Annotated in this window: 12 protein-coding genes; 10 read left to right on the top strand and 2 right to left on the bottom strand. The window is 70.0% G+C overall.

Going from position 1 to position 14,950, the window contains the following annotated elements; translation table 11 throughout:
* Positions 1–21: 21 nt before the first annotated feature.
* The 3 genes from cydB to ACTHNC_RS03820 are packed head-to-tail and all read left to right on the top strand — an operon-like array spanning position 22 to position 6,052.
* A complete protein-coding gene (gene cydB / locus ACTHNC_RS03830) occupies positions 22–1,050 on the top strand; it encodes a cytochrome d ubiquinol oxidase subunit II (RefSeq protein ID WP_440293272.1) in 1,029 nt (342 codons plus the stop codon).
* A gap of 17 nt (positions 1,051–1,067) precedes the next feature.
* Positions 1,068–4,535, top strand: coding sequence for a thiol reductant ABC exporter subunit CydC (gene cydC, locus ACTHNC_RS03825; RefSeq protein WP_440293271.1), 3,468 nt, complete (start codon positions 1,068–1,070; stop codon positions 4,533–4,535).
* Positions 4,536–4,558: 23 nt separating this feature from the next.
* A complete protein-coding gene (locus tag ACTHNC_RS03820; RefSeq protein WP_440293270.1) occupies positions 4,559–6,052 on the top strand; it encodes a class I adenylate-forming enzyme family protein in 1,494 nt (497 codons plus the stop codon).
* Here the strand turns inward: ACTHNC_RS03820 and ACTHNC_RS03815 are convergent.
* Complete coding sequence (locus tag ACTHNC_RS03815; protein WP_440293269.1) at positions 6,036–7,361, bottom strand: MFS transporter; 1,326 nt, start codon at positions 7,359–7,361, stop codon at positions 6,036–6,038. The two genes, ACTHNC_RS03820 and ACTHNC_RS03815, sit on opposite strands and share 17 nt — an antisense overlap.
* A 251-nt stretch (positions 7,362–7,612) precedes the next feature.
* Here ACTHNC_RS03815 and uvrB point away from each other — a divergent pair, with 251 nt between their 5' ends.
* The 7 genes from uvrB to ACTHNC_RS03780 are packed head-to-tail and all read left to right on the top strand — an operon-like array spanning position 7,613 to position 14,688.
* Complete coding sequence (gene uvrB / locus ACTHNC_RS03810; RefSeq protein WP_440293268.1) at positions 7,613–9,682, top strand: excinuclease ABC subunit UvrB; 2,070 nt, start codon at positions 7,613–7,615, stop codon at positions 9,680–9,682.
* The gene (locus tag ACTHNC_RS03805) at positions 9,679–10,452 is read left to right on the top strand and encodes an HAD-IA family hydrolase (protein WP_440293267.1); all 774 of its coding nucleotides are present in this window, start codon (positions 9,679–9,681) and stop codon (positions 10,450–10,452) included. Before uvrB ends, ACTHNC_RS03805 begins: the two co-directional genes overlap by 4 nt.
* 9 nt (positions 10,453–10,461) lie before the next feature.
* Positions 10,462–11,238: a DUF4129 domain-containing protein gene (locus tag ACTHNC_RS03800; protein ID WP_440293266.1), complete on the top strand. Its 777-nt coding sequence runs from the start codon at positions 10,462–10,464 to the stop codon at positions 11,236–11,238.
* Positions 11,235–11,810, top strand: a complete 576-nt coding sequence (locus tag ACTHNC_RS03795; RefSeq protein ID WP_440293265.1) for a hypothetical protein — start codon at positions 11,235–11,237, stop codon at positions 11,808–11,810. Before ACTHNC_RS03800 ends, ACTHNC_RS03795 begins: the two co-directional genes overlap by 4 nt.
* A gap of 6 nt (positions 11,811–11,816) precedes the next feature.
* The gene (locus ACTHNC_RS03790; RefSeq protein WP_440293264.1) at positions 11,817–12,845 is read left to right on the top strand and encodes an AAA family ATPase; all 1,029 of its coding nucleotides are present in this window, start codon (positions 11,817–11,819) and stop codon (positions 12,843–12,845) included.
* Entirely contained in the window at positions 12,842–14,176 is a 1,335-nt protein-coding gene (locus tag ACTHNC_RS03785) for a DUF58 domain-containing protein (protein ID WP_440293263.1), read from the top strand. The genes ACTHNC_RS03790 and ACTHNC_RS03785 overlap by 4 nt, the downstream gene beginning before the upstream one ends.
* Positions 14,173–14,688 carry a hypothetical protein gene (locus tag ACTHNC_RS03780; protein WP_440293262.1) on the top strand — a complete coding sequence of 172 codons (516 nt, stop codon included), beginning with the start codon at positions 14,173–14,175 and terminating at the stop codon, positions 14,686–14,688. Before ACTHNC_RS03785 ends, ACTHNC_RS03780 begins: the two co-directional genes overlap by 4 nt.
* Here the strand turns inward: ACTHNC_RS03780 and ACTHNC_RS03775 are convergent.
* A complete protein-coding gene (locus tag ACTHNC_RS03775) occupies positions 14,672–14,896 on the bottom strand; it encodes a hypothetical protein (protein WP_440293261.1) in 225 nt (74 codons plus the stop codon). The genes ACTHNC_RS03780 and ACTHNC_RS03775 overlap by 17 nt on opposite strands.
* Positions 14,897–14,950 lie beyond the last annotated feature (54 nt).

Raw genomic sequence — 14,950 nt, 5'->3', positions numbered from 1 at the left:
TAGTAGAGAAAGGTACGGACCGTGGACTTCCTTCCCACCCTGTGGTTCATCCTGATCGCCGTGCTCTGGACCGGCTATCTGTTCCTCGAGGGGTTCGACCTCGGCGTCGGGATGCACATGCTGATCTCGGCTCGAACCGAGAACGACCGTCGCGTGATGCTCAACACGATCGGGCCGGTCTGGGACGGCAACGAGGTGTGGCTCATCACCGCTGCCGGTGCCACGTTCGCCGCATTCCCATTCTGGTATGCGTCGCTGGTCTCGACGCTGTACGTGCCGTTCGTCGTCGTACTGCTCGGTCTCATCTTCCGGGCCGTCGCCATCGAGTACCGGGGCAAGGGTCACACCGCCCGCTGGACGCGTTGCTGGGATCTCGCCCTCGGGCTCGGCTCCCTCGTCGCCGCATTCGGGGTCGGCGCCGCGCTGGCGCTGACGACGACGGGGCTGCCGGTCGACCGGAACGGCGACGGTGTCGGCGGGCCCTTCGCGTGGTTCAACGGCTGGGCCCTCGTCGGCGGTCTCGCGGTCGTCGGATTCTGCCTCGTGCACGCCGCAGCGTTCCTCGCACTGAAGACCGATGGCGACGTGCGTCTGCGGGCCGGCCGATTCGCCCGCTGGATGCCCGCGCTCCTGGTTCCGCTCGCGCTCTGGGTGGTGGCGGTCCAACTCATGAACGGCAAGGCATACACCTGGCTGCTGGTGGCGGGCGCCGTGGCGGCCGGCGGGTGGGCGTTCCTGTCTGCCAGGCGAGGACGCGAAGGAGCGGCGTTCGCCGGGATGGCCGGCTTCCTCCTGCTCGGCGTCGCCTCGATCTTCGCGAACGCGTACCCGGTGGTGCTCCCGTCGACGATCGACCCGGCGTTCGACCTCACGGTCTCGAACGCGTCCAGCTCGTCGTACACGCTCGGCGTGATGAGCGTCGTCGCGGCGTTCGGCATCCCGGCCGTGCTCGCATATCAGGGCTGGACGTACTGGGTCTTCCGCAAGCGCATCGCGGGTGCGAGCATCCCCGCGGTGCGGCCCGTCGAAGCGGCGGTGAAGCCGCGGTGACGAAGGATGCGCGACCCGTGGCGACCACCACTCCCGCGACACCGGGGGCGGGCTCGACACGACCATCGCCCGTCGACGGCGTCGCCGAAGTGGGCACGAAGCGGTTGCTGCTGCTCGGCCTGCTCGGCGCACTCAAGGCGCTGGGGCTCGTGCTCGTGGCCGATGCGCTCGCCACCGGCATCGTCACGGTGATCGCGCACGGCGACGTGAGCGCTGCCGTGCTGGAGGGGCTGGGGGGTGCGCTCGTTCGCGCACTGGCGGTGTGGGGTTTGCGTGTCGTCTCGCAGTCCGCAGCGGCGGGAGTCAAGCAGGGGCTGCGCATCCTTCTCGCCCGGTCGTACCTCCGTCGACGCAGCGGCGGAGTCGGCGCGGACACCGCCCTTGCAGCGACGGGCCTCGACGATCTCGACGCGTACTACACGTCGTACCTGCCGTCGCTGGTCAGCGCCGCGACGGTTCCACTGCTCGTCGGTGCGCGCATCCTGGCCGCCGACTGGGTGAGCGCGCTCGTTGTCGTGCTCACGGTTCCGCTCATCCCGCTCTTCATGGCGCTCATCGGCCTGCACACGCGGCACAGGGTGGCGGCGTCGCTCGATGCGCTCGGCCGGCTCTCCGACCACCTGGTCGAACTCGCACGCGGGCTGCCCGTGCTGGTCGGGCTCGGCCGGGACAGGGAGCAGTCCGCAGCTCTCGCGGAGATCTCGGAGAGCCACAGGGCGAAGAGTATGACGGCGCTGCGCACGGCGTTCCTGTCCTCTCTCGCCCTCGACCTGCTGTCCACCATCTCCGTCGCCGTGGTCGCGGTGATCATCGGTGTGCGACTTCTGGGCGGAGACCTGCCGCTGGAGGCCGGACTCGTCGCGCTCATCCTCGCGCCCGAGTGCTACGCGCCGCTTCGCGACGTCGGCGCCGCCTTCCACGCATCGGACACCGGACGGGAGGCGCTGCGCCGAGCACGGGCCGCCTTCTCGCGGCCAGTCGCTCGGAACAACCTCACCCGGCGCAGCGGTGCGAGCGTCGTCGTCCACGAAGTCACGGTCCGCTACCAGGGCCGCACGGAACCGGCCGTGGACCGGCTGTCGTTCCGGGCGCCGGAAGGCGCTGTCACTCTTCTGGCAGGCGACAGCGGTGCAGGAAAGTCCACGGTGCTCGCCGTGCTGGCCGGTCGCGGAGCTGCGCTGGACGACGATGCGGAGGTCGCGGGCGGCGTCGTCGCGCCCCGCCCAGAGCGCACGGCGTGGATGCCGCAGCACCCGCACTTCTCGTCGCGCACGGTTCTCGACGAGGTGCGACTCTACGGCCCCGACAAGGGCTTCGGCGCCGCGGATGCACGCGCCCTGCTCGACCGTGTGGGCCTGGCCGGCCTCGCCGACAGCGATCCGGCGGAGCTGAGCCCCGGTGAGGCGCGCAGGCTCGCGTTCACCCGGATACTCGCCGCGGTCACCGCCGGGGCGCGACTGGTGCTCTTGGACGAGCCGACTGCGCACCTCGACGCGGACTCGGCCGCCGGCATCCGTCGTGAGATCGCACGACTTCGCGGACGCGTCACCGTGCTGGTGGCCTCCCATGACCCGGCCGTCCGGCTGCTGGCCGACCGGGTCGTGTCCATCGGCACTTCCGCGAACAGCTTCACGAAGGCCGAGGCGCCGGACGGAACGATCGGCGACGTTGCGGCCATCGACAGCGGAGCCGGAGCACCGGAAGAAGCTGCCGGCGAGCCGACTGCAGGCCCCGGCACCCGCAGGCCGGACAAGGCGCGCGGGGTTGTCAGCGAACTCGTCGCCTTCCTGCGTCCGGTCTCGTTGCGGATGCTCGCTGCCGTTCTCGTCGGCGTGCTCTCCAGCGGTTTCGCGATCGCGCTCACCGCACTCTCCGGTTGGCTCATCGTTCGAGCCAGCCAGGAGCCGGCGATCATGTACCTGCTCGTGGCGATCGTGGGCGTCCGCTTCTTCGGCATCGGCCGCTCAGCGCTGCGCTACGCCGAGCGCCTGCTCACGCACGACGCCGTGTTCCGCGCGACCACCGCGCTTCGCCTGTGCCTCTGGCGTGCACTTGCGGAGGCAGGACCGGCCGGTCGCCGGGCTCTCTCGCCGTCGAATGCCCTCGCCACGCTCGTCGGAGCGGCCGACCGAGCACGAGACCTCATTCCCCGCGTGGTCCAGCCGCCCGCCGCGGCCGCTGTCGTTGTCGCCGGCGCCGCCGCCACCCTCGGCGCGCTTCACCTCCCCGCCCTCGGCGTCGTGGCCGGGCTCGCTGTCATCGCTCTCGGAGGCGCACCGGCCGTCGCGTTCGCGGCGGGTCGCTCGGCTGCGAGGCAGACGGAGCTCGCGCGGTCGGCGGTTCTCACCGCGTTCACCGACCTGCTCGTCGCCCGCGACGACCTCACCCCTGCCGCAGCCGAGCGCGTCATCCGTCGCATCGACGACGCCGGCGCGGCAGCAGCACGCGGCGAGCGCCGCATCGCACACGCCGAGGGCGTCGCATCCGCCCTTGTCGTTCTCGCGTGCTGCGCCGCCGCGGTCGTGATGCTTCCGCTCGCCGCGCCATCGATCGCCTCCGGCGCTCTGCGCCCGGAGCTCGTCGCCGTACTGGTTCTCGTGCCGCTCGCACTCATCGAACCACTCCTCGACGGCGTCGCGGCGGCGTGCCGTGCGCCGGCGCTGGCGGGCGTGCTCTCGCAGGTGCATGCGGCGACGAATGCTTCGGCGGGTGTCTCCCACAGGGCGGGCGTGAGCGTGGCGCCCGGCGCCGTTCAGGGCATCAGGCTCGATGGAGTGTCGTTCCAATACCCGGGTGCGACGCATCCGGTCTTCACCGGCATCGACACTTCCGTCAGTCGTGGCGAGTGGCTCGCCGTCACCGGCCCGAGCGGCTCCGGCAAGTCCACGCTCCTCTCACTCCTGCTCCGCTTCGCGGACCCGCTCACCGGGCACTATCTGCTCGACGAGGAGACACCCGGCTCAGCTCGCGCCCGCACTGTGGATGCCCGCACCGTGCCGCCGAACCGGTTGCGCACCCGGGTGGCGTGGTGCCCGCAGGAGGGCCATCTCTTCGACTCGACCCTGCGTGCGAACCTGGTGATCGCGAGACCCCGCTCCGAGCGTCCCGGCGACGACGAGCTCCTGGATGCCCTCGACCGCGTCGGTCTCGCACCGCTCGTCGCGACGCTTCCGCTCGGCCTCGACACCCGGATCGGCCCGGCGGGGGAGCACCTCTCCGGCGGACAGCGTCAGCGGGTCGCCGTGGCGCGCACGCTGCTCGCACGCGGTGACGTCGTGCTGATCGACGAGCCGACGGCGCAACTGGACGAGCAGGCGTCCGCAGCACTCATCGCCGACCTGCGCACTGCACTGCGGGATCGCACCACCGTGCTGGTGACGCACGACGCCGAGCAGGCTCGACGTGCCGAACACGTGATCGAGCTGTCCGGAACCGCCACCGGAAGAGCACGGCCGGCACCGATCCCGCACACGGCTGCCGCATAGCCGGCGCCGATATCGTCGATGGGATGAGCGGCGAACGGACGGACGGTGCAGGCATCCCTTCGATCGGACGGCTCCTGATCGATCGAGCAGCCTCCGACGGCGATCGCGTGTACCTCGAGGACGCGCGGAGCGATCGCAGCCTCACGTTCACGCAGGTCGCGTGCGCCGCCTCCGCGTTCGCGAGCCGTTCCGGGCTTGACGCGCACACGACCGTGTTCGTTCGTGAGCCCGATCCGCTGACCTTCGCCGTCGCACACCTCTGGGTCATCGCATCGGGGCATCGGTCGGTTCCGCTCGATCCCGCGCTCGCTCCCGCCGACGTCGCGCGCCTGGCCGGACTCATCGCATCCGACGGCGATGAATCCGCCATCGTCACGGCGGATGCCTCGTTCGCGAACGCGGCCGGCGTTCGACGCATCGACCCGCCCCAGCTCGACGGGCAGCTCGCGAGCGGCGCCGGTGCCGCATCCGTCTTCCGGGACGGCGGTTCGGCGATGCTCTTCACGTCCGGCTCGACCGGCACGCCCAAGGGAGTCGAACTCCGGGCGGAGCAGCTCGCGTTCGTCGGCGCGGCTGTGGCCGCCCACCTCGGCCTCACCGCAGAGGACCGCGGCTACAATCCGCTTCCGCTCTTCCACATCAACGCCGAGGTGGTCGGTCTGCTCTCTGCACTCGTCGCGGGTTCCACGCTCGTGCTCGACGAGCGCTTCCATCGCACCGGGTTCTGGCGACTGATGTCCGATCGCCGCATCACCTGGATCAACGCGGTGCCGGCGATCCTCGCCGTGCTCGCCACCGAGGCGATCGAGCCTCCGGCCGGGCTCAGGCTCATTCGCACTGCATCCGCCCCGCTTCCCGGCCCTGTGGCCGAGGCGTTCGCCGGCATCCCGCTCGTGGTCAGTTACGGCATGACCGAGGCCTCCAGCCAGATCACGGCGACGCCGGTGGATGCCCCGCGCGCCGGAACCGTCGGCGTTCCGGTCGGCACCCAGGTGCAGGTGCGCGTCGGCGCAGGCCTCGCCGAGCCCGGCGAGGTGGGGGAGCTGTGGATCCGCGGCGCCGGTGTCGTGAGCTCCTACTTCGCCGGGGCGGCAGCCGACCGGTTCGATGCGGACGGCTGGCTGCGCACGGGAGACCTCGGTTCGGTGGATGCCGACGGCTACGTCACGCTCGCCGGCCGCGTCGACGATGTCATCAACCGCGGCGGCGAGAAGGTGTACCCGCTCGAAGTCGAGGAGGCGCTCCTCGAAGACCAGGCCGTACGCGAGGTTGTGGTGGTCGGTGCGCCGGACAACGTGCTCGGCGCCGTACCGGTCGCGTTCGTGATCCCGGCGGAGCCGGTGCGCAGCGACGAGGGTGACCGCACGCTCGTTCAGCGCCTCACCGCGCTCGCCGAGGAGCGACTTCCCCGGTTCAAGCGGCCCCGCACCATCACGGTGGTGGACGACGTGCCGCGCGCGCCGACCGGCAAGGTGCAGCGCGTGCGGCTGAGGGGAACGCTCACGCCTGACCGGTGATCGCCGCGTCCTCTGCAGGCACGTTCGGTGGCACGGGCCCGGGGCGCATGATGCCCGCCAGCACGGTCGCCGCCACCAGGATGCCGATCGAGAGAGCGAACGGCCACGCGAACCCGCCCGTCCAGTCCACCAGCGAACCGACGATGATCGGCGACACGATGCCGGCGATGCCGAAGCCGGTGTTCATCATGCCGCTCGCCGTTCCCGACCAGAGCGGCGCAACATCCATTGGGATCGCCCAGAGCTGCGCGTTCGTCAGCTCGAGGAAGAAGAACGACAGCGCCAGCGAGACCACCGTCAGCGTGAGCGGCGGTGTGAAGACGAGCGGCACGAGGCAGACTCCTGCGCCGATGAAGCCGATCAGCAGAAGGGCGCGGCGCGAGTTGCGGGCAGACCATCCGCGGCGTAGCAGCCAGTCGCTGGCGACCCCGCCGAGGGTGTCGCCGACCACACCGCCGATCAGCACGAGCGAGGTGAGCAGGCCGTACTTCGCGACGTCCTGGTGGTAGACGTCCGACAGCAGGGTCGGGATCCAGGTGAAGAACACCCACGCGACCCAGCCGTACGCGAAATCGACGAGCGTTACCGGCAGGATCGTGCGGATCAGCCGCTTCCAGGGCACGGGCGGCAGGTCGGCCGCCTTCGGCAGGTCGGGCACCTCGGCCAGTTCCTGCTTCGTGATCCCCTTCATCTCCCTGGGCCGGTCGCGGAACATGACGTACCAGATCAAGGCCCACAGCATGCTCAGGATGCCGACGTAGATGAAGGAGGAGCGCCATCCGCTCCAGAGGATCATGGCCGCGACAGCGATCGGTGCCAGTGCCGTGCCGAGGCGGGAGGCCGAGTGCACGATGCCTTGCACGAATCCGTTGCGATCCGGCGGCACCCATCGGCTCATCGCCTGCGTGGCCGTCGGGAAGGTCGCCGACTCGCTGAACCCGAGGATCGCGCGAGCGACCAGCAGCGTGACCAGTCCGACTGCGAGTCCGGTGAACAGGGTGGAGAGCCCCCAGAGGAGGCCGAGGATCAGCAGGCCGCGGCGCGGTCCGATCTTCTCGCCGATCCAACCGCCGAAGATCTGCAGCAGCGCGTAGAACAGCGCGAACACCGATGCGGCGAGCCCGAATTCGGCGTTGGTGAGGTGGAACTCCTTGATGATGCTCGGCCCGGCCGTCGCGATGTTGTTCCGGTCGAAGTATGCGATGAAGTACATGATGCACAGCAGCACCACGACCCGGCCCCGTCGACGATGCCAGAGAATGGGTGTTCCGCGTTTCGCCGTCTGCTTCGTCGCCGTCGTCGCCGTCATCGTCTAGTTCCGTCACCCGCGTCTGAGTACATTCTCCGAAAGGTACGTTTTTACCGTAAGCGCACCGATTGCGCGGCCCAGCATTTTGCTGAGAATGCGGCACGGCCTTGACGATCCGCTCCGAGCGTGGTCGCCCGCCAATGTGTTCGCGGCTTCGCCGCTCAACAAGCTCGATCGCCTCGGCGATCGGAGCGAGCTCCGATCGCTCTCGACTCAATCGCTTGTCAGACGCTCTTCCTAGACTTGAAACCATGCAACCGACCCGCGCCGTTCGCCCGTTCGAGGTGGTCAGCGAATACGCCCCGAGCGGCGACCAGCCGCAGGCGATCAAGGAGCTCGCCGCCCGCATCAACGCGGGGGAGACGGACGTCGTTCTGCTCGGCGCGACCGGCACAGGAAAGTCCGCGACGGCCGCCTGGCTCATCGAGCAGGTGCAGCGCCCGACGCTGGTGCTCTCGCACAACAAGACGCTCGCCGCCCAGCTCGCGAATGAGTTCCGCGACCTGATGCCGCACAACGCGGTCGAGTACTTCGTCTCGTACTACGACTATTACCAGCCGGAAGCGTACGTTCCGCAGACGGACACCTTCATCGAGAAGGACTCGTCGATCAACGCGGAGGTGGAGCGCCTCAGACACTCGACCACGAACTCGCTGCTGAGCCGCCGCGACGTCGTGGTCGTCTCGACAGTCTCCTGCATCTACGGTCTGGGCGCGGCGGAGGAGTACCTGGATGCGATGGCCGCCGTGCAGGTGGGCCAGCAGATCGGTCGGGACAACCTCATCCGCATGTTCGTGAACATGCAGTATCAGCGCAACGACGTCGACTTCTCCCGTGGCAAGTTCCGGGTCCGGGGCGACACGATCGAGATCATCCCGATGTACGAGGAGCACGCGATCCGCATCGAGCTGTTCGGCGATGAGGTCGAGGCTCTGTACTCGCTGCATCCGCTCACCGGGGAGGTCATCAAGCAGTTGGATGCCGTCTCGGTGTTCCCGGCAACGCACTACGCCGCCAGCCCGGAGACGATGCAGCGTGCGATCGGCACGATCAAGGTGGAGCTGGCTGAGCGGCTGGAAGAGCTGGAGCGACAGGGCAAGCTGCTCGAGGCGCAGCGGCTACGGATGCGCACCTCGTTCGACATCGAGATGATGGAGCAGATCGGCTTCTGCTCGGGCATCGAGAACTACTCGCGGCACATCGACGGCCGGGCGCCAGGAGAGGCGCCGCACTGCCTGCTCGACTACTTCCCCGACGACTTCCTGCTCATCATCGACGAGTCGCACGTGACCGTTCCCCAGATCGGCGCCATGTACGAGGGGGATGCCTCGCGCAAGCGCACCCTCGTCGAGCACGGCTTCCGGTTGCCGAGTGCGCTCGACAACCGGCCGCTGAAGTGGGAGGAGTTCACGGAGCGCATCGGACAGACGGTCTACATGTCGGCGACGCCCGGGCGGTACGAGCTGGGCATCGCCGACGGCGTCGTCGAACAGATCATCCGTCCGACCGGACTCGTCGACCCCGAGGTCGTGGTGAAGCCCACAAAGGGCCAGATCGACGACCTGCTCGAGGAGATCAGGGTTCGCGTCGAGCGCGACGAGCGCGTTCTCGTCACGACGTTGACGAAGAAGATGGCCGAGGAGCTCACCGATTACCTGGCGGAGGCCGGCGTGCGGGTGCGTTACCTGCACTCCGACGTCGACACCTTGCGCCGCGTCGAGCTGCTCACCGAGCTGCGTCAGGGTGTCTACGACGTGCTCGTCGGCATCAACCTGCTGCGCGAGGGACTCGACCTTCCGGAGGTGTCGCTGGTGGCCATCCTCGACGCCGACAAGGAGGGATTCCTGCGGTCGTCGACGTCGCTCATCCAGACCATCGGTCGTGCCGCGCGCAACGTCTCCGGCGAGGTGCACATGTATGCCGACGTGCTCACCGATTCCATGAAGCAGGCGATCGACGAGACGAATCGCCGGCGGGAGAAGCAGGTCGAGTACAACACGGCGAACGGCATCGACCCGCAGCCGCTGCGCAAGCGGATCGCCGACATCACGGATGTGCTGGCGCGAGAGGGAGCGGACACGCAGAAGATGCTCGCCGCGCGGACCGGCTCGTCGAAGAAGAAGGCGCCGACGCCCAACCTTCGTCGGGAGGGAATCGCGGCGGAGGGCGCCGAGGAGCTCGAGTCGATCATCGCGGACCTGAACGACCAGATGCTCGCCGCCGCCGGCGAGCTGAAGTTCGAACTCGCCGCCCGGCTGCGCGACGAACTGGCCGACCTGAAACGCGACCTGCGCCAGATGGAGAAGGTCGGGCACGCGTGACCGCTGGTCGCGACCTGTCGCACACGGTCGTGCTGTGGGATTTCGACGGCACCATCGCCGAGCGGCCCGGACACTGGTCGTCGTGCATGATCGACGTGCTCGAGTCGCTCATGCCGGGCAGCGGTCTTGCCGCGGCAGACATCGAGGTGCACCTGCGCACCGGGTTCCCGTGGCAGGACACGACGGTGGATCGTCGTCACCTCACCGATCCGGACGCGTGGTGGGCAGCGCTGCAGCCCGTGCTGCGGGCCGCTTACCTTCGCGCAGGCGTACCCGACGCCCTCGTCGACGACGCCGCCTCGGCGGTGCGTCTGAGGTTCGGCGATGTCTCGACCTGGCGGGTCATCGACGGTGCGACGGATGCCCTGAGCGCGCTGCAGGCCGCCGGCGCGCGGCAGGCGGTGCTCAGCAACCATGTGCCGGAGCTTCCGCAGCTCGTCGATGCGCTCGGGCTCGGCGGGTTCTTCGACCGGGTGTTCACCTCGGCCGCGATCGGGTGGGAGAAGCCCCACCCGCAGATCTTCGCGCACGCACTCGCCGAACTCGGTCATCCGGCCGAGACGTGGCTTATCGGCGACAACCCGGTGGCCGACGTGCAGGGCGCGACCGCGGCGGGCATCCGCGCCGTTCTCGTCGAGGGCTCCTACCTCGTCAACGGCGGCGTCACGCACGCGGAGGCCGTGCGGATCATCCGTTCGGCCACGGTCGACGGGCAGCGTGACGCCATCGAGCACACCGCAGTCCAGCACGGGCTGGGCAACGTGCCCTAACGTGAACGAGTGGGCAAGGGCGGCGATGCTCGTCGACGATCGGCTGTCGGACTGATCGTCGCCGTCACGGTGCTCGGGCTCGTGCTCGTCGGGGGAACACTCGTCTCCGGACCGCTCCGCGCTGGGCCCCCGCGCTGGCTCCCGACGGCCGGCAACGGTGCTCGTCCCTCCGTCGCGCCCGCTCCGTTCCAGACCCGCGGACCCGCTCCGACCCACGCGCAGCACTTCTCGCCCGGTGAGTTGCAGTTGTGGCTGCTCTGGGCCGCTCTGGCGGCGATCGCGGTGGCGGCCATCCTCGTCTACCTGGTGAGGTGCATGTTGCGTCGCTCCCGGATCCTCACCGAGCCGCAGGACGGCCGCGTCGTAGCGGTGTCCGCCGCGACGGCCGACACACGCACCGACGATCCGATCGCTCCAGCCGTTGTACGCGGCATCGACCGCGCCATCGCGCTGCTCGACGAGGCAAGGGAGCCGCACGACGCGATCGTCCGCGCCTGGCTGGGTCTACAGGACGCCGCTGAGGCATCCGGTGCAGGACGACGGCCGTCCGAGACCCCGGGCGAATACACGACCCGTATCGTCACCCGGTTCGGCACGGATCGGGATGCGGCGCTCACGCTGCTCGACCTGTACCAGGGCGTTCGGTTCGGCGGCCACTCGGTCGATGCGGGCACCGTGGAGCTCGCCCGCGCGTGCCTCGCGCGGTTGCGGGATTCATGGCATGAGGCGACCGGGGCTGCACACGGAGCTGCAGGCTCGCTCGGGGATCGGGGACGCGTCTCGTGACCGATGAGCAGGGCCGCACTCGGGGGCTCACAAAGGGCAGAGCCGTCGGTGCAGTGATCGCCGGTGTGATCGTGAGCGTCGTGCTCTGGTATCTCGGCGTGGATCTCGGATTCGCCTGCGCCATCGGGCTGCTCGCGGTCGCGATCGGCTTCGCGTGGGCCGCCTACAGCGGGCCGAGCGCGGTGCGCTGGCCGTTCGAGCGTCCGACTCCGCGCCCGGGCACGCGGTCGGACGTCTCACGGCTGGCCTGGGGCTTCCAGATGCGCAGGGGTTCAGTGCGCGAGCCGGGGTTCAAGGCTGTGCGCGAGCTCGCCGCCGTGCGTCTCGCACGCTTCGGGCTCGACCTGTCGTCGCCTGGGGACCGGGAGGCGATCGTCGCGCTCATCGGCGAGCCGGCATACGGGGCCTTGAACCCTGTGCACGGCGTGCTTCCCTCTGCCGGACAGCTCGTGGGCTGCCTCGATGTGCTGGATGCGGCGGTCAGGGATCCATTCGCGCTCGACGCACCATCCGCGCCCGCCAGACCATCCGCACCCGCCGGACCATCCGAGCTCGACAGAAGAGGACACTGAACTTTCGTGACCGACGACAACATCGCAGAGACCCCGCAGGCGGCGCCGGCATCCATCACGTCCATCGCGGAGACGTCGGCGGCGGTACTGGCCGCCGTGGAGAGCGTCGTGATCGGGCAGGGTGAGCCGTTGCGCATCGCGATGGCAAGCATCCTCGCCGGCGGGCACGTGCTGTTCGAGGATGTCCCCGGCCTCGGCAAGACGCTCGCTGCGCGCAGCCTCGCGTCGGCGATGGGCCTGCCGTTCCGTCGCCTGCAGTGCACCCCGGATCTGCTGCCCGCGGACATCACCGGCTCGTATGTGTACGCGCCGACGAGCGGCGACTTCGTCTTCCGGCCGGGGCCGGTCTTCACCGGGCTGCTGCTGGCGGACGAGCTGAACCGCACGGCCCCGAAGACCCAGTCAGCACTCCTGGAGGCCATGGCGGAGGCGCAGGTGACGGTGGAGGGGACGAGCTTCGCGCTGCCCGCCCCGTTCCACGTGATCGCCACCGCGAATCCGATCGAGTACGAGGGCACCTACGCCCTCCCCGAGGCTCAGCTCGACCGGTTCCTGGTGCGGCTGAGCGTGGGATACCCGGACCGCACAGAGGAGGAGCGCGTGCTCGCGAACCGGCTGGCGCGACGGCAGGAGGTCGCCACGGTTGCCCCGGTGACGGATGCCGAAGGGCTGCTGGCCATGCAGGCGGGCGTCGAGCGCGTGCACGTCGACGCGGACATCCTGCGCTACTGCGTCGACCTCGCCGCTGCCACGCGCGCCGACCGCACCGTCGAGGTGGGAGCGTCGCCTCGCGGTTCGCAGGCGCTGATGCTCGTCGCACGCTCGCTGGCCGTGATGGACGGCAGGGACTATGTCACGCCCGACGACGTCAAGCGCGTGGCCGTTCCGGCGCTGGCGCACCGCCTCACTCTGACGCCCGCGGCGTGGGCGGCAGGAACGGATGCCGCGCGCATCGTCGCGGGCATCGTCGACATGGTGTCCGGCCCACCGGTGGTGGCGCGTGGCGGCACGGTGCACAGCGGAACCGGGTCGTGACGCTCTGGCGTCGCACCGCCGTCCCCGCGGCAGGAACGCTGTGCGCGCTGATCGTGTGCGGCGCCGCGATCGTGTTCGGTCGCGCCGACGTCGCACTCATCGGCGTGGCGCTCTTCGCCTCCGTCGCCGTCGCCACGAGACGGCCGACGACGACCGATTCGGTCGAGGTGACGCTCACGCAGACGCAGGAGGCGGAACCGGCCGAGCATTCGCCGGAGCAGGAACGGTCTCGGCCGCCAGTGGCTGGTGCTCGTGGCGATGCGCACCGGCCGGCCGCACCGGTTCGCATCGAGGTGAAGGCACCCGTCGAGGTGGAGCTCGTGCTGCTGCGCATCACCACTCTCGGATTCGAGGTGCAGCAGTTCGCCGTGGCTCCGCCCGCCGAGCTGCACGCGAGGGTACCCCTCGCGCACTCGGGGGAGCAGGAGCTCCTCGCGGTGGAGCAGCGCGCGGTGAGCCGTTCCGCGGCGTTCGTTGCGGACGCCGCACCACCCACATCCCTGCACGTGGTCGTCGAGCCGGAACTCACGCCGATCCGGTTCCTGCCCGTCCCTCAACGGCTGCGCGGGCTCACCGGTGCGCACCAGTCCGGCCGTCCGGGCGACGGCGGCGAGTTCCGCGACATCCACCCGTTCGTGAGCGGGGATCGCCTTCGCCGGGTGGACTGGAAGGCCACCGCCCGCCTGGCTCGGCGACCGGGCGACCTGTATGTAAGACGCACGAACGCCACCTCCGACGTCGACGTCGCGATCGTGTTCGACGACGCCGACGAGGTGGGGGAGGCCGTCGCCGAATGGACGCTCGGCGACCCGACGTTGACCGGGACGACGTCGATGGATGTCGCACGCAACGCCGCCTGGAGCCTCGCCTCCGCCTACCTCGACGCCGGCGACTCTGTGGCGTTCCAGGTGCTATCACGCGCAGGGGGAGCGGTGCCTCGGGGCTCGGGAGGCAGGCAGCGGGAGCGGCTGAAGGCGGCGATCGCCCGCACGGCGCCGCATCCGCGTTTCCTCACCCGTGCCCGCACGCCGCTCGTGGCGCCGGGGGCGATGATCGTGCTGCTCTCCACGTTCCTCGACGGCGACGCGGTGCGGCTCGCGGCCCTGTGGCGAGCGGCAGGGCACCGCGTGCTGGCTGTCGATACGCTGCCCCGGCCGGACGCCGGAGCTCTGAACCGTCGCCAGTTGTTGGCACTGCGCGTGGTGCTCGGCCGTCGTGACGAGAGGCTGCTCGACCTGCGAGCGGTCGGCGCCGACGTCGTCGCCTGGCATCGGTCGCCGGCCGAACTCGCCGCCGATCTCCGCTCCGTGAGCCGCCCGAGGCGGCCATGAGCGAACGCCTGCACGCCACGATCTCCGTCGGTGCACACCTCCCGGGGTTCGTTCCGCGGCTGGCCGTCGCGCTGGTCGGCGGTGGCGCCGCGCTCTTACTCGTTCCGGCGCCGTTCGGCTACCTCGGGTTGGCGCTCGCCCTCCTCGGGGCCCTGTTCCCCGCGACGCTCGCCGCCTGGGGATGCGCGCTCGTCATCGCGCTCGCGCAACTCGCCAGGGCGCCGGAACCGGCGGACTGGCATCCATACGCCGCACTCGCCGTCGTGCACCTTCTGCACGTGATCGGCGCACTCTCGATCGTGGTCGAGCCGGGCGGCGTGCTGCACATCCGCGTTCTTCGGGGGCCGTTTCTTCACTGGCTGGCCATTCAGGTGCCCGCTCAGTGCGTGCTCCTGGCGGTGCTCGTTCTCGCCTCCGCGCACCCGCTGCCGCCGTCCATGCCCGGCGCGTTCGCGGCCGTTGGCGCGGTCTGCGTCGGCGTGCTCGTCGTTCTCGTCATCCGCAGGCGATGAGCACGTCGCCGTGCTCGGACGGCTCTTGCTCGGCCAGCTCGACGAGCCGCCTCGACAAAGCGTCGAAGAGATCGGATCGGGAGAAGTCGATCGCGCCGACCAAGGGAGCGGGAGCGGCATCCACGACGAAGCCACGAGCGCCGTCTTCTAAGTCGGAGCGGCGGGCCCGGTCGTCGTCCCGACCCACACCGTCTGCCATGGCTGCCATGCGGCAAAGCTAACGCGCACCACCGACGCTTACGACGTTCGCCTTGGGCGGATG

This window comes from Humibacter sp. (assembly GCF_051954055.1).
Classification (GTDB): domain Bacteria; phylum Actinomycetota; class Actinomycetes; order Actinomycetales; family Microbacteriaceae; genus Humibacter.
Note: the sequence above shows the minus strand (reverse complement) of the source record. Positions and strands in the feature narration are given on the sequence as shown.